Raw genomic sequence first — 20,256 nt, forward strand, 5'->3', positions numbered from 1 at the left:
AAACTCCAAAAAAAGAGTTTTTCTTAAAATAAATTTGCAATTGTGGTAAACCTAGAATACGACCGTAGCGGAGAGATGTTGTAAATTTGATTTCAATAACATGGTACAAAGATCTCTCCATTCCGTTGCACTCCAGTCGAGATGACGACCCTTTTATTAGAATCCTTTATCTCAACCGGTCGTCATCCGATAGCTGTCGGATCCCGCGCAGGCGGGAACCTTAAAACGCTTTTAATTTTAAAACTATGGGTGGGAACTCCCCTCCTTCAGGAGGGGTTGGGGGAGGTTTTGCCTTCTGCACTGTCTTGCCTCGGCTCACCGCCGCCGAGGGGCTCTTACTTTTGGCTTGGCCCAAAAGTAACAAAAGCCCAAGGCTTGCAGCCTTCCTTGTAAAAAGCGACGGAAATCTCAATTGCGGCAGCATCGAGGCTCTTACCTTGGTTTATCCCTGCGCTCCCGCTTTGATCCTGCCTTAGGCTGTGGGGTTATGAGGGGGACTGCAAAGATTTCCGTGCTTTTTCCTACGAAAATCTGCCAGGCCGGATAGCAGGGCGCAGAGAATCAATTACCATATCTCAATCGAGACCAATCCGTCATTTCGACTGGAGCGCAGCGCAATGGAGAAATCTAATTAGCAATGTTTTTTAACCACCAAGTCACATAGACACTAAGATTACCAGGTATTGCTTGGTGTTCCTGATGTCTTCGTGGTTGTAGACGGTATTGTCATCCTGAGCGCAGCGAAGGATCTCTGCACAATTAACCACTACCAATACTTTTACAGTAACATTAACACAATCGTCATTCCCGCGCAGGCGGGAATCTTAAAGCGTTGGCTATTCTTTGCCCGGGCTTGCCTCGGTTCGCCGTTTAACAATTCTTAAGCCATTCCATTGCTTCATCTGCCTGATGAAAAAACTGGATTTCAGCCGTTTTTTCATCATTATCCACACTTTTCTGGGCAGATAACTGGCTGAACACGCTCGCAGAGAAAATCCATGCAAAGTATCTTAATCCTGCAAGTTCCATTAAAGGCAGCCAAACTGCTGCGGCCCAGTCGGAAGCTTCAGACCAGGTACCTAAAACCAATCGGTTATCATTAAAAACTTTTGAACGCGGATTAGATTTCAGGTATTCAATCATCAATGCACCACCATGTTTAACCGATCGCATGTCCTGATGGCCTACCCATTCTACATACATAATGTCTTCATCTTCAGGGCAGAAAATACTGAGATATTGATCTTTATATCGATTTTTTATTTTTATTTCTGGCAGTATCGGTTGGCCCTGATCTAAAGGAAGTTTAAAAGAGAATACGGAGCCTTTCCCAAGTTCGCTTTCAATCCAAAAGCTTCCGCCATGGCGCTTTATAATTTCTGCAGAAATAAACAGTCCTAAGCCCAGGCCATCAAATCGTGCAGAAGAATTATCAGCGCGATAGTAACGTTCAAACAGTTTGCCTAAATGTGCTTTTTCAATACCGATACCGAAATCGGTTACCGAAACAATTACATTGCCATCCTTTAAGCTGGTGGAAACGAGTACACGATCGGCATTGGGTGAATATTTTACCGCGTTTGACAGGAAATTTTGTACCACTTGTTCGAGCCGGTAAAGATCGCCACTAAACTCAAGCTGCAGGTTGTCTTCTAAAATAATGGTATGATTTGGCGCCAGCTGCTGCATGGCTGTTATGGCTTCGCGAAGCATACGCGAGAAATCGAAACTTTCGATGTTGAGCAGCATCTTGCCGGCATTGATTTTACTAACGTCAAGCAAATCCCTGATTAATTTCTCGAGCCTGTTGAGCTGGCCTTCGCTCCGGAGCAGAAAATCGCGTACTGCACCCCCTTCTACCTTACGGAGCAGCATTTGGTTATAACCTTTGATAGAAGTTAGCGGCGTTTTTAACTCATGACTGGCAATGGAGATGAATTCATCCTTGCGCGATTCAATATCTTTATGATGTTGTATATTGGTATTGGTACCTACCCAAATGGAAGGTTTATTTACCTGTTTGATTAATACGGCCCTGGCCAGGTGCCAGTAATAAGCACCATCTGCAAAGCGTAAACGAAATTCTTGCGTATATTCTTTTTCAGTTCTTAACGATTCCTGCCAACGGTTTAAACTCTCAGAAAGATCATCAGCATGAACAAAGGTTTCCCAACCATTCTCAATAATTACCGACTGTGGATAACCAAAATCGCGACAAATGGTTTCATTTACATAATTGATGTAACCATCAATTCCTGCCGTCCAAACCTGTTGTGGCATGGCATTGAGGAGCGAAAGCGAACTCAGGTGATCATCTCCCGTTGAACCAGCAGAAATTTTAACTCCCTGACCTTTATCTCCCGCTTCATTGGTGTTTTCCATCTTCAAATCTACTAAAATGCTAAAAAAATAATGGCCTTTGTCTGTAAAATTAGTATTTAATCGAGTAGATTATTTACAGAAACTGAAATGGATAAAATAAGTTGCCATTTTTACCATTAAGTCATTTCTACCTCGATCAGTCCGTCATCCGATAGCTATCGGATCCCGAGCCGGCGGGAATCTTAAAGCGCGCGCTATTCTTTGCCTCCCGCTCGGTCTTGCCTCATTATTTTCTGTCATCCTGAGGTACGAAGGATCTTTTAATTGCCGTTATCGCGAACAATCCGTCATTTCGACCGTAGTGGAGAAATCTTTTAAGTTAGGTTAATAGTGTGCATTTTTTCCCTTCGCTCAGGCTTGCCTCGGCTCACCGCCGCCGAGGGGGCTCTTTCTTTTCTCTTGATAGAAAAGAAACAAACCTGAGCGCAGCGAAAGCATGCCTGCCATTGAAAACAACAAACACCAAGGCATAACTGAAAGGCTTGGATCTGATGTCGGATAAATTCGCCAAAGCTTTGAGGTCGTCAGCACAAGCCCCGATGAAAAATCGGGGAGGGCGTGCTGCCTCAGGGTAGTGGTAGGTTGAAAGGAGGTGCAAAAGCTTTAACGTCCTGAGCGTAGTCGAAGGATCTCCTTCCATCATATCCTATGCCGGATACCAGGGTGCAGAGACAGGCATCCGTAAATTTATTCTCTCTGAAACTATGAGGGGCACGCGGGGTCGTCATCTCGAACTTTCTAATACGGTCGTCATCCGATAGCTATCGGATCCCGCGCAGGCGGGAATCTTAAAGCGTTGGCTATCTGCTATGCCGGATAACAGGGAGAAGAGAAATCATTCGCGTTATTTAAAACTCGATGAATCCGTCATTGCGAGAAGGCTTTTTCAGCCGACGAAGCAATCTCATTAGTAGTGTTTTTATCATTAAGTCATTCTACCTCGATCAATTCGTCATCTCCTTAGAGGAGAGATCTTTGTCCATGGCTCAGGCTTGCCTCGGTTCGCCGCCACCGAGGGGGCTCTTTCTTTTCTCTTGATAGAAAAGAAACAAACCTGAGCGCAGCGAAAGCATGCCTGCCGTTAAAACAACAAACACAAAGGCATAACTGAAAGGCTTACATCCTTTCTTGAACTAAGCTATCGAAATTCTTATTGCGGCAATATGGAGGCCCCGATGAAGAATCGGGACTTTATATTGCCTTGGGCAGCGGTGTATTGTGGGGTTGTGCAAGAATTTCAATGCTTATTTCTGCGAAAATCTGCCAGGCCGGATAGCAGGGCGCAGAGAATCAATTACCATATCTCCATCGAGACCAATCCGTCATTTCGACTGGAGCGCAGCGCAATGGAGAAATCTAATTAGCAATGTTTTTTAACCACCAAGTCACATAGACACTAAGATTACAGGTATTGCTTGGTGTTCCTGGTGTTTTCGTGGTTGTAGGCAGTGTTGTCATCCTGAGCGCAGCGAAAGCATTAAAAACAACCAAACACAAGGCACAGCTGAAGTGTTCGGCGAAGCTAATCTTAAAGCCGTAATTGGGTGTTTAGTGCCGCAGGTGGGCTGCTCCGACACTGCTATAGACCAAAATAACCCTAAGCCCGCTTTCTCTTTACCTTTTATTTAGCTATTGTTAACCTGGCAACCTAAAGCCAGGCAAATTTTAGAAATAGCAGACCTACAACGAAGCCTTAGTTTTACCAAAGCGGCTTCGAAGCAGTAGGCAAGTAAGTATACCGTAGGGTGCAGCCAAGCCTGGCAGGAAGGTGGCCTAAACGTGGGGTAAATGTGGCGTGAAGGTGGACTTTGGAATATTTTTTTTCGGATTTTTAGTCAGATTGACTACATTGGATGATCATCCCTTTTGTTTAACCTAATATACTAAAATTATGGCTATCCAGAATGGAATTATCAAAATTAACGGGCAACTCGGCGATCTTGTTTTTTACAAACGCGGAATTAAGGATGTGGTCAGGCAAAAAGCCGCCCACAAACAGCAGACCGAAGCGAGCAAAAAAAGCAGTCGCGATTTTGGCACGGCCAGCAGAAATGCCGCTTACATCAGAAAAGCGTTCGCACCGCTCGTCAAACTTTATGCCTATGGCGATCTCCTCAACCGCCTGAACAAGCGTTTTATCGAAATCTTTAAAACGATCCCAACCGAACATGCAGGTGATAAAAAGTTGATTGATGGTAACATTGCCCTGCTTAAAGGTTTCGAATTTAACAGCAGCAAGCCCCTGGAACAGTTATGGCTTCGCGAATCGGATTTGCGCATCGAACCCGATGGATTAGTAAAACTTATTCTGCCTAAGTGCGAAATAAAAGCCCTCCTGAAACCGCACCCCAAGGCTACAGAAGCCCGTTTGCAGGTGATGGGTTTTCATTTCGACCTGGACGGTACCGGCGGCTACGAAATTATGGAAGTGAACGACCTGGTGATCCCTTTAAACAACAGCCAATTTCCGAAAACAACCTTAACCTTAAGCCTGAACCACCAGGGCGATAAAGCCTTGGTTTTCGCCATGGGCATTTCATTTTTTTCGGGCACTGCCCGCTACGCCGACCGGCGTTATTATGCGGGTAAAATTATTCATGCGCTGCGTTTAAAGAATGGTGTAATCGTCGATTTTGTGGCGCAACCTCAAGTGGAAAGGGAGGTAATGGAGCAGGGGGAGAAGTTAAGCTGGGTGGTAGAGGAGGAGTGAGTTGCTGTTGTTTTAGTCTGATTTTTTGATAAGAATCTGAACCCGATTTATTATTTTTTTTGAGGTGTACGGGAAACCGTAAATAATAGCAGCTTCTATAAGTTACCTTGTTGCACTATTGGTGAATCTTAGGTGTAAATCCAGATTTACTTAGCGCATGTACAACTTATAAATCGTTATGAGCCTTAAAATCCAACTTTATATCGTTTCGCTTTGGTTACTCTTCTTTTTATTATTTATTAATAAAGTACAGATACCTTATTGTTTTGATAAGAATTGCCATTTTATTGGTCTTTCTAAACTGCTAATCGCTAATCTAGTTCCGTTAATATTTTTATCGCTGGCAATTTTTGGCTTTATCTTTTATGCAAATTTTAAATACGTTATCCGTAGAAATAGGTCTTTGCCTGATAAAGTAACCAGGATTGAAAACTTAAACTGGGAGCATTTAACTTTCCTGGTTACCTATGTAATCCCATTTTTAAGTTTCAATTTAAATGAAGATCGAAATGGTTTGGTCTTTTTTCTTGTGCTGATTATCATTGGTATTATTTATATAAAAACGAATATGTTCTACACCAATCCAACATTGGCACTTCTTGGATATCATATTTATAAATTATCTACCACCAATAAAGAGAACTTTATCATCATTAGTAAAGATGTAATTCAAGAAAATGATCGCATTCAATATCAACTATTGAGTGACAATATATACATGGCCAATAAATCAATAAACAATGGAAATACAAGAACTTAAAGAAAAACTAAATTTAGTTAACGATGTAATTAATCCGATAGCGATTAATATACATTTAGTGAAAAAAGAAGAGGATGGAACTGAATCTATTCTTGATGCCGATATCTCGAAGGAGCTTGCCGATGAATTAAAAGAAATATTTACGGTAGCTATAAATGAAAAGATACTTAGCAATGAAGAAATAGAATTAAAAGATATTTCAACTGCAAGTGAAACAATCAATTCCTTGTTTTTTTACGATTTGGAAGAATTCCCAGAGAAACTTGCAATCGCTAAGGAGTTTGATCCATTTATTGATTACCCCACATTTTCATTCTCAAATGATGATATGGAAACCATAAAAGCGATTATTGTAACTATTGGGAATGCCGATAATTATTTTTCAATTTACAAACACGTATACCCGGTTACAATTGTAAGACAAGATAAAATGTTAGGGCTTATTCCTATTGGTAACAGATTTGAAAAGCTTAACAGTAATATTTTACAGATTAATAGTTCTATTGATTTCTTATTCACAGATGATTCTCTTGTGATTAACAATCTAAAAACTTTGGCTTCTGCCTACGGTTATAATGAAATTGTTAAAAACCAAGCCAGACAAAATATCGAACTTATTTCAGAACTTGATTTAATTGATAATTTAGATGAGTTAACCTCGATTGTAGATAATGTTAAATATGCTAAGCGTGTATTAAGGATAAAACCAGATTCGCCCGTGCTGCAACTTGCCAAAACAAGAATCATCGCTTTTATCACTTCACACCCTAAACTTTCGGGCAAAATAAGATTAAATGCAGCTGGAGATAAAATTTTGTTGGATACCGATGTTTCTAAAGTGATTACTATTGGGATTTTAAATGATGATTATTTAAAATCAAATTTGACCGAACTGGATTATGAAAGCGAAAGTAAATTAACTATAGCTGATGAAGTATAGCTGACGAAAATTAAATGTTACAAGCGTGATCATTTAAAATAAAGTGTTGAAACTTTAATTGCCTAAATATGAACCACCCCAAAATAAGGTTACGATATTTCGGCTTCTTTTGATAATTTAGCTAAATATTCTATCCGCTAGTTTTAATTTAAGCAATTATTGCTAAATTATGTCGAGCCTAAATTACTCAAAAAAGATAAATGACTTTGATCGTTAACGAACCTCAAGTTGAGTACGGATTTATTGGAAAACTAACCGATTTGAAATATACTTATCGGGCAGATATACGCGATCGTAATTCTTTGGAATTAAACTTTCGCCGGAAATTTGATGCATTGAATCGGGTAAACTTATCAGATGCTGAATTTGCACGGTTGAGAGATGAAATCGTTACGCCAGATGTTTTTGCGGCTTCAAAGACTTTGCGTCAAAAGAATACTTTTACCCGTGAAGATGGTACGCCACTGCAATACACTTTGGTTGATATTAAAGATTGGTGTAAAAATGAGTATGAGGTAATCAATCAGTTTCGCATGAATACAAAAGATACCAATCATCGTTATGATGTTATCTTGTTGATTAATGGGATACCTGTAGTACAGATTGAATTGAAGACACTGCAGATTAGCCCCAGGAGGGCTATGCAGCAAATCGTTGATTATAAAAATGACCCAGGCAATGGTTATAACAATTCGCTGCTGTGCTTTATGCAGTTGTTCATTGTGAGCAACCGTTCTGATACTTACTACTTTTCAAATAACAAAAATCAACATTTTGCTTTTAATGCCGATGAGCAATTTCTACCTGTTTACAAATGGGCAAGAGAAGATAATTCAAAAGTTGACAATTTATACGAGTTCACCGAGATATTTTTAGCGAAGTGTACTTTGGGCGAAATGATTAGTCGCTATATGGTGTTGGTAGAAAGTGAGCAGAAGTTAATGGTAATGCGACCTTACCAGATTTATGCAGTTAAAGCCATTGTGAATTGTATTCAGCAAAATCGGGGTAATGGTTATATCTGGCATACTACTGGAAGCGGCAAAACGCTTACATCGTTTAAAGCATCTACACTATTAAAAGATAATCCCGATGTAGAGAAATGCTTGTTTGTAGTAGATCGTAAAGATTTGGACAGGCAAACACGGGAAGAATTTAACAAGTTTCAGGAAGGTAGCGTTGAGGAAAATACCAATACAGATACATTGGTTAGGCGTATGCTTTCTGAAAGCTACGCCGATAAAGTAATTGTAACCACTATACAAAAGTTAGGCCTGGCATTAGACCCTAGTCACCGTAAAAACTACAAGGAGCAACTTAAACCCTTAGCGGGTAAAAGAATGGTATTTATCTTTGATGAATGCCACCGTTCGCAGTTTGGCGACAACCATAAAGCCATTAAAGAATTTTTCCCAAATGCCCAATTATTTGGTTTTACGGGTACACCTATTTTTGAGGATAATGCCACTTACAAAAAAATAGATGGGCAGCACGCTTCATACTTAACTACAGAAGAAGTTTTTCAAAAGCGGTTGCATGCTTATACCATCACACACGCTATTGAGGATGAAAATGTTTTGCGTTTCCATATTGATTATTTTAAAAGTCAGGGAGAATACGAACAGAGGTTGGATAAAACCTATACTAAACAAGCTATTGTAGAAGCCATATCTGATAAACATAATGCAGCAACACATTCACGTAAGTTTAATGCGGTGTTTGCAACGGCATCTATTAATGATGCTATTGCCTATTATAACCTATTCAAAGATGCGCAATTAAAGAAATCAGCCTTGTATGACGATTTTTATCCATTAAATATTGCTTGCGTTTTCTCCCCGCCTGCAGAAGGTAATCAGGATGTAAAACAATTACAAGATGATTTGCTACAGGAGAAAGCAGATAATGAGGTAGCACCGGAAGAGAAGAAACTGGCACTTAAAACCATTATTATCGATTATAACAAACAATATGGTACCAATCATACCATTACAGAGTTTGATCAATATTATCAGGACGTGCAACAGCGCATTAAGGATCATAAATATACCAATGCAGATTACCCACATGCCAAAAAAATAGATGTTCTAATTGTGGTAGATATGTTGCTAACTGGTTTTGATTCTAAATATTTAAATACATTATATGTAGATAAGAACCTGAAATACCATGGTTTGATACAAGCATTCTCGAGAACCAATCGGATTTTAAATGCCAGTAAACCTTATGGACATATTTTAGATTTTCGTAATCAGCAAGATGCTGTTGATGATGCCATTGCTTTATTCTCTGGAGAAAATACCAGCAAGGCAAAAGAAATTTGGCTGGTTGATGCTGCGCCTGTGGTAATTGGTAAATACGAAGAGGCTGTTAGCAAACTTAATCAATTCATGCAATCGCGTGGTTTAGCAACCAAACCTGACGAGGTGAACAACTTGAAAGGCGATATGGCCCGTGCCGAATTTATTACATATTTTAAAGAGATACAACGTTACAAAACACAGCTAGATCAATATACCGATTTAAAAGAGGCTGAGCAGGAAAAAATAGAAAGTTTATTGCCAAATGAAGATTTACGTTCTTTTAAGGGCGCTTATTTAGAAACGGCTAAACGCCTGAAAGAGAAACAAGATAAGGGTGACGAAGACACCGATGCGGATATACAGGAATTGGATTTTGAATTTGTACTGTTTGCTTCTGCTGTGGTTGATTACGATTATATTATGGGCTTGATAGCCAAATATACCAATGCCAAACCATCTAAGCAGAAAATGACGCAAGAGCAGCTTATTGATTTGTTGAGTTCGAGTGCCAACCTGATGGATGCCCGTGATGATATTGCAGCATATATTAAAAGTCTAGAAGTTGGTAAAAGCTTATCTGAAACTGAAATACGTGAAGGATTTGAGAAATTTATAGAAGAAAAATCTGCTCAGGAGCTTACAATTATTGCCCATAAATACGGTTTAGCAGTTAAGCCATTAAAAACTTTTGTAGAAAGCACAGTAGAGCGTATGATATTTGATGCGGAACAATTAAGTGATTTGTTGGCACCACTAGAGCTGGGTTGGAAAGATAGAGCCAAAAAGGAATCAGCCATCATGGACGATTTAATGCCCCAATTGAAAAAATTAGCCAAGGGAGGCGAAATAGCAGGGTTATCAGCTTATGAGTAGGTAATTGAAAATTCAAAACATGAAATGACTAACAAATCTCAATTAAACATAAACGATTCGGATTATAGCGAGATTTTACATCAGGCTATAAGCCAGATCAGGATTGTGCAGACTTTAATTGCAAAACAAGTAAACAGTGCTGCAAACTCTATTTATTGGAATTTGGGAAAATTACTCTTTGAAAAACAACTGGAAAGCTATGGCAGTGGCGTGGTGAAACAATTAACTATCGATCTTAAAAACGAATTCCCTGATATGGGATTATCACCTCGTAACCTGTGTGATATGAAGCGGTTTTATGAGCGGTATCATTTGGCAAACCAAAAACTGCGACTGGCTGTCGCAGTTTTGCCTTGGGGCATAACCTGCTTTTACTTGATATAATCTAGGATAAATTGCAAACCTTAGTATTAAACGAATTAAACGCATCAGAAGAAGAAATGAACAAGGAGAATAAATTGGTGCCGAAGTTGAGGTTTCCTCAATTTGAAAAGGACAATTCATGGGCTGATCTTCCTTTAAGGAATTATATAGAAGAGTTCCAAGAAAGATCATCATCGAATAATATCTATGAAGTATTGACTTCTTCTCGTTTTGGTTTGATTAGACAGAAAGATTATTATGATAACAGTCGGATTACAGGACGCGAAAATGCTGGTTTCAATATCATTCCTCAAAATTATATTACTTATAGAAGTAGGAGTGATAATCGTCGTTTTTATTTTAATGAAAATAATCTGGGTATAATAGGCTTAATTAGCAGCTATTATCCAGTTTTTCGCATAGTTGGAGGAAGTAATAAGTTTTTTGTCGAATTACTTTCTAATTATGTAGATCACGTAGGCAAACACAGTGTAGGGACATCACAAACAGTATTATCAATCAATGAACTAAAACGAATTAAACTACCGGTGCCTCTAAGTGAGGATGAACAACAAAAAATAGCTGACTGCCTTTCCTCCTTGGATGAATTGGTAACTGCGGAAACTGAAAAGTTAGGTTTTTTAAAAGAATATAAAAGGGGATTAATACAAGAACTGTTTCCTATTGAGGGTAATAAAATTCCTAAATTGCGTTTTCCTGAATTTAAGCATAGTGAAGAGTGGGAAACGGATAAGTTATCTGGAGATGATGTTGCTTATCTAGTTAATAAAAAAATAAGTTTTGAAAAATTAGACTTGGCTACATATGTTAGTACGGAGAACTTACTTACGAATTATTCAGGAGTTGTGATCGCATCCAGATTGCCATCATCTGGAGCTTTCACTGAATATCAAAAAGGTGATATTCTTTTATCAAATATTAGACCTTACTTAAAAAAAATTTGGCTTTCTGATAGAGCAGGAGCAACATCAAATGATGTGATTGTTATCCGAGCTAAAACAAAATTGAATGCTTCATTTTTAGGTTGTTTACTCATAAATGATGATTTCATTAATTATATAATGAAAGGTGCTGAGGGTGTCAAAATGCCGAGGGGAGATAAGGATTCGATAAAACAATATCAGATTGTTTTTCCAAATAAGCATGAACAACAAAAAATAGTGAATTGTCTTTCTTCTTTGGATGAGCATATAGCTTCACAAGCAAAAAAAGTTGAAAATTTAAAATTGCATAAAAAAGGCTTACTGCAACAGTTGTTTCCAACCATTAATTAATTTACGATGGCTAAAAAGATTTACAATTATAAAAATCTTAAAGAACTTGTGATAAGGCTCAGAGATGACCTGAAAACCTGTGATTTCATTTTACTTTATGCCCACAATGGAACAGGTAAAACCAGGGTATCTATGGAATTTAAAGAGCAGGGCAAAAAAAACAAGCAGAAGCAGGCTGATACTCTTTATTTTAATGCCTTTACAGAAGATTTATTTAGCTGGGATAATGATATCGTTAATGATAAGGAAAGAGTTCTAAAAATCAATTCTTCATCCAAATTTTTTAGCGGCTTTCAGGAGTTGGAATTGGAGAACAGAATTCGACCTTTTTTAAACCGCTATGCCGATTTCGATTTTTCTATTGATTATGACAGCTGGGAAATTAGCTTTAGCCGGCAAGTTCGTGTAAAAACGAATGTAAAAGGCGAGGTTCAGGAAAAAACAGAAATAGTTAACAGTATTAAGGTATCACGCGGTGAAGAAAATATGTTTATCTGGTGTGTATTTTTAGCTATTTGTCAGTTGGCTATAGATGGGGCAGAGGCTTACAATTGGGTTAAATACTTTTATATAGATGATCCTATTTCTTCCTTAGATGATAATAATGCCATTGCGGTAGCCAGTGATTTATCGCAATTATTGCTGCAAGCGGAGGGTAAAATTAAAGTAGTCGTATCATCACACCATATTCTTTTCTTTAATGTAGTTTGCAATGAACTTAAGAGGAAACCACACGAAAAATATTTTTTATATAAAAAAGCTGATCAATCTTACAGCTTAAGAAAAACTACTGATACACCTTATTTTCATCATGTCGCCTTGTTGGGTGAACTTAAGGAAGCAACGGTGTCGGGAAATATTAAAACCTATCATTTTAATATACTCAGAAGTATATTGGAAAAGACCTCATCATTTTTTGGTTTCAATGATTTTGGAAAGTGTATTTATAATGTAGAAGATGAGGTTCTTTTTGAAAGGGCGCTAAATCTACTCAGTCATGGTAAACATTCAATTTATGAACCAGTTGATATGAATGACGATAATAAAGAATTATTTAAAAGGATATTGGACGCCTTTTTGGATAAGCATCAATTTGAATTACCAGAGTTATTAAAAGATAGTACAGCACAAAAAGTATAATATGACCGCATTAGAACAACAACAATTAGGGAAAACGCTTTGGGCAATAGCAGATGATTTACGTGGTTCGATGAACGCAGATGATTTTCGCGATTATATGCTCTCATTTCTTTTCTTACGTTACTTATCCGATAATTACGAGCAAGCAGCCAAGAAAGAGTTAGGAGGGGACTATCCTGTATTAGATATAACAGACAAACGCACGCCATTGGCTGTTTGGTACGAAGCGAATGCTGCAGATGTTTTGGAATTTGAAAAACAAATGCGCCGTAAAGTGCACTATGTGGTAGAACCACAACATTTATGGACGAGCATTTCTGAACTGGCTCGTAAACAAGACGGAGAATTACTTACTGTTTTACAGCAAGGTTTTAAATATATTGAGAATGAATCTTTTGAAAGTACCTTTCAAGGCTTATTCTCCGAAATCAATCTCGACTCTGAAAAACTAGGTAAAAACTATACTGAACGTAATAAACGGCTTTGCACTATTATTCAGAAAATTGCAGAAGGTATTGCTAAATTTTCTACCAATACCGACGTTTTAGGCGATGCCTACGAATATTTAATTGGGCAGTTTGCTGCAGGTTCGGGTAAGAAAGCTGGCGAGTTTTATACACCACAACAGCTGTCAACTATATTATCTGAAATTGTCACCTTAGATAGCCAAGATCCTTCATTAGGTAAAAAGAAAAAGGTAGATAAAGTACTTGATTTTGCATGTGGTTCTGGTTCGTTGCTTTTAAACGTTCGCAGGCAGCTCGGAGCATTTGGTATCGGTAAAATTTACGGTCAGGAGTATAATATTACAACCTATAACCTAGCGCGGATGAATATGTTATTGCACGGTGTTAAAGATACCGAGTTTGCGATTCATCACGGTGATTCCTTAGCCAATGATTGGGATATTTTAAACGAAATGAACCCTGCAAAGAAGATGGAGTTTGATGCTATTGTGGCTAATCCACCTTTTAGTTATCGTTGGGAACCAAACGAAGTAATGGGCGAAGATTTTCGTTTCAAGAGCTATGGATTGGCACCAAAATCGGCTGCAGATTTTGCTTTTTTGCTTCATGGTTTTCACTTCTTAAGTAATAGCGGCACCATGGCGATTATTTTACCACATGGTGTACTGTTCCGTGGGGGTGCAGAAGAACGTATTCGAACCAAGTTGTTAAAAGATAATCATATTGATACTGTAATCGGATTACCACCAAACCTGTTCTTCTCTACAGGAATACCGGTTTGTATCTTGGTACTTAAAAAATGCAAGAAATTTGATGATGTATTGTTTATCAATGCCAGCGATCATTTTGAAAAAGGAAAAAGGCAAAATAGACTAAGAGATGGTGATGAGAAGGAAGGCGAGCCAAATGATATTCATAAAATAGTAGAAACTTATAAAAACCGTTTAGAAGAAACCCGCTATTCTCGTCGTGTGTTGATGGATGAGATTGAGCAAAACGGTTATAACTTAAACATATCCCGTTATGTAAGTACCTCGGTTGATGAAGAAATTATAGATTTAGCAGAGGTGAACAAGCAACTGGTTGATATTGATAAGAAAATTGCAGATGCGAGGAATAGGCATAATGCGTTTTTGAAGGAATTAGGGTTGCCATCTATTTAAATTTTATTAAAATAATGATTTCAAATTATCGCTCTCTACTTCTTCAGGTCAATGCTCTCCAAGATAAATACCGAACTATTTCTGAAATTACTGGAGAAGATTTTAATGTTTTTAAGATTCTTAAATTGCAAGCTTCAGAAACTCGACTTCATTCTGCATTTTTGGCCGAGTTATTAAGTCCTTTAGGCTCTCATATCCAGAAGAGCAGATTTTTAGAATTATTTGTATCAAAGGTTATTGCCGAAGAATTCGATTTTGATGTAACTACCGCTAAAGTTCGCATAGAACAACACATTGGCTTCATAAATGAGGAAAAAACTAAAGGCGGAAGATTGGATATTGCAATTAAAGACGCCAGAGGTAATGAAATATTAATCGAAAATAAGATTTATGCTGGCGATCAAGAAAATCAGCTATTAAGATATCATCATTATAATCCTAAAGCAAAGTTATTATATCTGTGCTTGGACACAAGAAGAGTATCTGAATTTAGTTGTGGACACCTAAAAGAATTTGAACATTTTCAGGTCATCACCTATAAAGATGATATTTCAAGTTGGTTGGAGCTATGCAGAAAGGAAGCGGCATCTTTCCCGATTTTACGAGAAAGTATAACTCAATATATTAATCTCATAAAACTGTTAACCGGACAAAACACAAATAGTAAGATGAATAGCGAACTTGCAACACTACTTAGTAAGGATAAAGAAAATTTGGAATCATCATGGGCAATAGCCAGTGCATTGGATGCTGCTTGCGATTTGTTATTGGGGAAATTTAAACTACAATGTGAAAAGATAGGTACTGAATTAGGTTTAGAGTTCGAATTTGGTATCAATTGGAGTAAAAGATATTCAGGTTTTTTTTTCTGGGATAAAGATTGGAATGATAAGTGTATTGGCTTCGAATTTCAAGGAATGGCTAACGGTCTAATTTTTGGTGTATGTTGGCAATCTGATGAGTATAAAGATAAGGAGAAAGCAAGCGAATACTTTGATAAACTTAATGTAAACAATATTGGCCATAAGACGGACTATTGGCCTTATTATGAAAATATAGAATCTCCATTGGATAATTGGGACAATAAGGAACCGTGGTTAGGAATTATTGATGGTACTCTGAAAGAATATATTTTTGAAAAAATAAAGGGAATTAAAACGATTTTAAGCGATTAAATTAATAAATAAAATTAAATTCTATCTATAGAAATGCTAACCGAAAATCACATAACAAAATTGTTTGTAAACTATTTGGACAAAAATAACTTTACAGAAATCACATCAGTAACCACTAAGCAAAAAGGTTTTGACATAACTGCTTTAACACCACAAGGCAAAAGGTTTTATGTAGAAGTTAAAGGCGAAACAAGCGCCAATGAAAATTCCAAACGTTATGGGCAATATTTTACTGGTAAACAAATATGGTCACACGGTGCGGTTGCATTATTTACTACGCTACGATCAATGGATAAACCGGAGCATCAAGATGCTCAATTTGCAATGGCGTTCCCAATGAATCATGAGCCGATGATGTTATACATTAAGAAATCTATGGATAAACTCGGCATACAAGTATATTTTGTATCGGAAAATGAAGTGAAAATGCTTTAGCTTCATTTTTATTTTCTATTTATTCTTCAATATCTCGACTTTCTTCCTCTTACTAACAAATAATCTTTCAAAAGTTTAACAACTTTGTCTAAAGATCGTTCATTGCGAGTGAATTTAAGATTTCTTCACCGATTTCAAAAACACAAAACCCACCACACCCGATAAATCCAAGTGGTTAATACGCAAACCTCATCACATGGTAATCAATACAGCTTACCATTACAACGAATCTAAAAAATCTAAATACAAAGGAACGCTTTCTTCTACCCATTTTTTCGACGTGTTATACTCCATTCCATAATAAGCAAATGGGGGTTGGTAATCGGCTTTTACATATTCAAAAGAAAGTTCGAACGGACGGGTTAATTCTGCTAATGTATATTTATACTTTTCTGACGGACGCAGTTCGTGTTCTTCAACGCCCAATGAAATGGCCAGGGCGATTTTCTTGCCAGACAATTTATAACCACTTTTGCTGCCATAGGCCCATCCATGAGTGAGTACTTCATCCATCCATTTTTTTAAAAGCGGGGGACAATTGAACCAATAATAGGGAAATTGGAATACAATTTTATCATGTAGTTCAACGAGCTTTTGTTCTGCCAATACATCAATCTTTTCATTAGGATAGGCCTCATACAGTTGATGCACTACATATTTATCAGGGTATTTGTTTAATTCTTCAATCCACCGCTTGTTGATTAGGGAGCTTTTAATATCGGGATGGGTTACTACGATCAATGTTTTCATTTTTACAGATTTTGATGATTATAAAGCGCAAAAATAAATGCATAACAGCTTATTTTGTACATTAGCGACCAATTGTAAGGTACTATAAAAAATGTAAGTATGTCTAAAATCAAGGAAACCTCAACCAACTATGCTAACAAACAAGCTTTAGCTGATGAGTGTTTAGAAGTTTATTCTGCAAACATTATCGGCGGGCAATGGGCTTTAGTGATCTGTTCGTGGTTAATGAACGGTAAACTCAGATTTGGAGAGTTAAAACAACGTTTGCCAAATATTACCGAGCGAATGTTAACCTTACAGTTACGCAAATTAGAAGCGGATAAAATTGTTAAGCGAACCATCTACGCCGAAGTTCCGCCACGGGTGGAGTACGAACTAACCGAAATTGGCCTGGAATTGAGACCGATTATTAATGAACTCGAAAGGTGGGGCGTAAAACATAAAAATCTGTTAGGGGAGTAGTTTACCTGGTAGATTTAGGCGCTCGCTATAGTACGGTCGTCATCCGATAGCTATCGGATCTCGCGCAGGCGGGAAGCGGTATTGTTGTCTTTGAGGACTTTGTATCGTTGGGGTTTAAAGCTATGGGTGGGAACTCCCCTCCTTCAGGAGGGGTTGGGGGAGGTTTTGCCCTAGACTCAGTCTTGCCTCGGTTAGCCGCCGCCGAGGGGCTCTTTCTTTTCTCTTGATAGAAAAGTAACAAACCTGAGCGCAGCGAAAGCATGCCTGCCGTTAAAAACAACAAAGACCAAGGCATAACTGAAAGGCTTGGAACTGATGTCGGATAAGCTAGTCGAAACTTTATTTGCAACAGCGGCTAGGAACGAAGAAAAATCGTTCTTGCCTCTGTTTTGGTTCTTTGGGTTAGGGAAAGATTGTGCACAAGTTTCAACTGCTTCTCCTTCCATCAGTTCCGAGGCCGGATAGCAGGATGCAAAATAGCATGGAGCATATTGCAGGGCACAGAAATTTGTCTTTTAGCCCTTTCCCTTTCAGGGGAAAGGTGCCGATAGGCGGATAGGGGTTTAAGGCGCTCGCTATAGTACGGTCGTCATTCTCGCGCATGCGGGAACCATGAAGTGCTCAGCGAAGCTAATCATAATGCGCCCGCTATTTTCTTGCCCTTTGCTCGGTCTTGCCCCAGCTCGCCGCCGCTGGAGGGCTCTTTCTTTATCCTTGATGATAAAGAAACAAACAATCAAGGTTTGCATCCTTCCTTGTAAAAACCTACGGAAATCTTAATTGCGGCAGCATCGAGGCTCTTAGCCCTTGCTTTATTCCGCCGCTCTCGCTTTGATCCTGCCTTGGGTTGTGGGGTTATGAGGGGGACTGCACAGATTTCCGTGCTTTTTCCTGCGAAAATCTGCCAGGCCGGATAGCAGGATGCAAATAGCATGGAGCATCTTGCAGGGTGCGATACTTTGTTTTTTAGCCCTTTCCCTTTCAGGGAAAGGTGCCGATAGGCAGATGGGGGTTTAAGGCGCTAAAAAGTAACGCTTGTTCTTCGTGTTCTTTGCGGTTCCCCCTCTGCGCCCTTTGCGGTTAAATGTACGCCTAAACTTTCTTCATCGATTTCAAAAACACAAAACCCACCACACCCGATAAAACCGATGCGGTTAAAATCGCAAACTTCGCTTCCGAAACATGCAGCACCTCGCTAAAGGAAAGCAGCGCAATAAAGATCGACATCGTAAAACCGATTCCGGCGAGCATACCCAAACCTAAGATGTGTTTCCAGCCTGCTCCGGTGGGTAAATCGGCCCATTTCAGTTTCACGGCTAACCAGCTGAAAAAGGTTACGCCAATGGTTTTACCCACAAATAAACCTACAATAATGCCGATGCCGAGGGGTGAAACCAGTCCAGCGAGCATTTCTTTCTGGAAAGTGATATTGGTATTCGCCAATGCGAAAATGGGCATAATGATATAGTTGACTGGGGTGGTTAAAAAATGTTCCAGTTTTTCTAGTGGCGATTCTTCATCCGTTTCGTTAGTAGGGATGGTAAAAGCCAGCAGTACCCCTGCAATGGTGGCATGGATGCCGGAGTGGTGGATGAAATACCACAGGAATAACCCCGGGATGAGGTAAAATACCAGTTTCTTTACGCCGAAATAATTCATCAGTCCTAAAAGAACAAGGATGCCCCCAGCCATGGCCAGATATTCTAAATGGATCTGGTGGGTATAAAAAATCGCGATCACGAGAATGGCGCCGAGATCATCTACTATGGCTAAAGCAGCCAGGAATATTTTTAAACTGGTAGGTACGCTTTTACCGAGCATGGCAATAATGGCGAGGGCAAAGGCAATGTCGGTTGCCATGGGGATGCCCCAACCAGATGCAGAGGTTTCGCCTTTATTAAACAGGGCATAAATCAAAGCAGGAACCAGCATGCCGCCCAAAGCTGCAATTACGGGTAGGGCTGCACTTTTAAGCGAGGAGAGTTCGCCTTCTACGAGTTCGCGTTTGATTTCGAGTCCGACGAGGAGGAAGAAGATGGCCATTAAGGCATCGTTTATCCAGGCTAGGATGCTATAGTTCACTTCACCAAAGCCTAATTTGATTGCTAAAAAGGTTTCGAAACTTTCTTTTGAAGCGGTATTGGCGATGAGTAAGGAGATTGCCACGCAGATCAGCAATAAAAAACCGCCTACTTGTCCGGAGCGGAAGAAACGCTGAAATACTTCTAGGTTGATGAGTTTGGCCATAAGGGTAAAAGTAGTGAAATGAAGGGGGAAAGGGGAAGTTTTTGTGAGGAAATCTAAATAGATGATTTTTTAAAACTAAGGGTGGGAGCTCCCACCCTTAGTTTCAAGGAGGGGCTGGGGGTGGTTATAAGTTATAGTACGATCGTCATTCCCGCGCAGGCGGGAACCTTAAAGCGATCGCTATTCTTGCCCTTCACGCAGTCTTGCCTCGGTTAGCCGCCGAAGGGCTCTTACCTTTTTCTTGATAAAAAGGTAACCAAACCTGAGCGTAGCGAAAGCATGACTACCTTTAAAAACAACAAACACCAAGGCATAAATCAAGGCTTGGAACTGATGTCGGATAAATTCGTCAAAGCTTTTTGGTCGTCAGCACAAGCCCCGATGAAGGATCGGGGCTTGTGCTGCCTCGGGGGTAGTGGTAGGTTGAAAGGAAGTGCTAAAGCTTTAACGTCCTGAGCGTAGTCGAAGGATCTCCTTCCATCATTTCCTAGGCCGATAGCAGGGTGCAGATCGCATGGAGCGTATTGCAGGGTGCGGTACTTTGTTTTTTAGTCCTTTCCCTTTCAGGGGAAAGGTGCCGATAGGCGGATAGGGGTTTAAGGCGCTCGCTATAATACGGTCGTCATTCCCGCGTAGGCGGGAATCTTAAAGCGGTCGCTACTCTTTGCCCTAGACACAGTCTTGCCTCGGCTCGCCGCCGCCGAGGGGCTCTTACTTTTGGCTTGGCCCAAAAGTAACAAACCTGAGCGTAGCGAAAGCATGACTACCTTTAAAAACAACAAACACCAAGG

15 protein-coding genes are annotated in these 20,256 nt (G+C 39.3%); 11 read left to right on the forward strand and 4 right to left on the reverse strand.

The genetic code is table 11. The features are described 5' to 3' along the window. Positions 1–870 precede the first annotated feature (870 nt). Entirely contained in the window at positions 871–2,382 is a 1,512-nt protein-coding gene (locus tag AC1RJ8_RS16365) for a sensor histidine kinase (protein ID WP_492954920.1), read from the reverse strand. Between the two features lie 1,891 nt (positions 2,383–4,273). Between AC1RJ8_RS16365 and AC1RJ8_RS16370 the strand changes: the two genes are divergently transcribed. From AC1RJ8_RS16370 to AC1RJ8_RS16415, 10 genes are all read left to right on the forward strand, one after another. Continuing rightward, complete coding sequence (locus tag AC1RJ8_RS16370; protein ID WP_492954921.1) at positions 4,274–5,092, forward strand: hypothetical protein; 819 nt, start codon at positions 4,274–4,276, stop codon at positions 5,090–5,092. Between the two features lie 178 nt (positions 5,093–5,270). After that, positions 5,271–5,852: an anti-phage protein KwaA gene (gene kwaA, locus AC1RJ8_RS16375; RefSeq protein WP_492954922.1), complete on the forward strand. Its 582-nt coding sequence runs from the start codon at positions 5,271–5,273 to the stop codon at positions 5,850–5,852. Beyond that, a complete protein-coding gene (kwaB, locus tag AC1RJ8_RS16380) occupies positions 5,833–6,792 on the forward strand; it encodes an anti-phage protein KwaB (protein WP_492954923.1) in 960 nt (319 codons plus the stop codon). Before kwaA ends, kwaB begins: the two co-directional genes overlap by 20 nt. 200 nt (positions 6,793–6,992) lie before the next feature. Further along, entirely contained in the window at positions 6,993–9,968 is a 2,976-nt protein-coding gene (locus tag AC1RJ8_RS16385) for a type I restriction endonuclease subunit R (protein WP_492954924.1), read from the forward strand. A 24-nt stretch (positions 9,969–9,992) separates the two neighbouring features. After that, complete coding sequence (locus AC1RJ8_RS16390; RefSeq protein ID WP_492954925.1) at positions 9,993–10,352, forward strand: DUF1016 N-terminal domain-containing protein; 360 nt, start codon at positions 9,993–9,995, stop codon at positions 10,350–10,352. An 11-nt stretch (positions 10,353–10,363) separates the two neighbouring features. Further along, entirely contained in the window at positions 10,364–11,626 is a 1,263-nt protein-coding gene (locus AC1RJ8_RS16395; protein WP_492954926.1) for a restriction endonuclease subunit S, read from the forward strand. A 6-nt stretch (positions 11,627–11,632) separates the two neighbouring features. Beyond that, positions 11,633–12,766 (forward strand): AAA family ATPase, encoded by a 1,134-nt coding sequence (locus AC1RJ8_RS16400; protein WP_492954927.1) that lies wholly within the window; start codon positions 11,633–11,635, stop codon positions 12,764–12,766. A 1-nt stretch (position 12,767) separates the two neighbouring features. Beyond that, positions 12,768–14,396, forward strand: coding sequence for a type I restriction-modification system subunit M (locus tag AC1RJ8_RS16405; RefSeq protein ID WP_492954928.1), 1,629 nt, complete (start codon positions 12,768–12,770; stop codon positions 14,394–14,396). 14 nt (positions 14,397–14,410) lie between these two features. Continuing rightward, entirely contained in the window at positions 14,411–15,571 is a 1,161-nt protein-coding gene (locus AC1RJ8_RS16410; RefSeq protein ID WP_492954929.1) for a PDDEXK-like family protein, read from the forward strand. A 33-nt stretch (positions 15,572–15,604) separates the two neighbouring features. After that, positions 15,605–16,006 (forward strand): protein NO VEIN domain-containing protein, encoded by a 402-nt coding sequence (locus AC1RJ8_RS16415; protein WP_492954930.1) that lies wholly within the window; start codon positions 15,605–15,607, stop codon positions 16,004–16,006. 219 nt (positions 16,007–16,225) lie between these two features. Here AC1RJ8_RS16415 and AC1RJ8_RS16420 read toward each other — a convergent pair whose 3' ends face one another. Then, complete coding sequence (locus tag AC1RJ8_RS16420) at positions 16,226–16,756, reverse strand: NAD(P)H-dependent oxidoreductase (RefSeq protein WP_492954931.1); 531 nt, start codon at positions 16,754–16,756, stop codon at positions 16,226–16,228. Positions 16,757–16,855: 99 nt separating this feature from the next. Here AC1RJ8_RS16420 and AC1RJ8_RS16425 point away from each other — a divergent pair, with 99 nt between their 5' ends. After that, a complete protein-coding gene (locus AC1RJ8_RS16425; RefSeq protein WP_492954932.1) occupies positions 16,856–17,218 on the forward strand; it encodes a winged helix-turn-helix transcriptional regulator in 363 nt (120 codons plus the stop codon). Between the two features lie 191 nt (positions 17,219–17,409). On the opposite strand, the gene AC1RJ8_RS16430 is transcribed toward AC1RJ8_RS16425, so the two are convergent. Next, complete coding sequence (locus AC1RJ8_RS16430; RefSeq protein WP_492954933.1) at positions 17,410–17,664, reverse strand: hypothetical protein; 255 nt, start codon at positions 17,662–17,664, stop codon at positions 17,410–17,412. Between the two features lie 646 nt (positions 17,665–18,310). Next, the gene (gene nhaA, locus AC1RJ8_RS16435) at positions 18,311–19,465 is read right to left on the reverse strand and encodes a Na+/H+ antiporter NhaA (protein ID WP_492954934.1); all 1,155 of its coding nucleotides are present in this window, start codon (positions 19,463–19,465) and stop codon (positions 18,311–18,313) included. Positions 19,466–20,256 lie beyond the last annotated feature (791 nt).

The organism is Pedobacter sp. GW822-FHT03F06 (assembly GCF_058801365.1).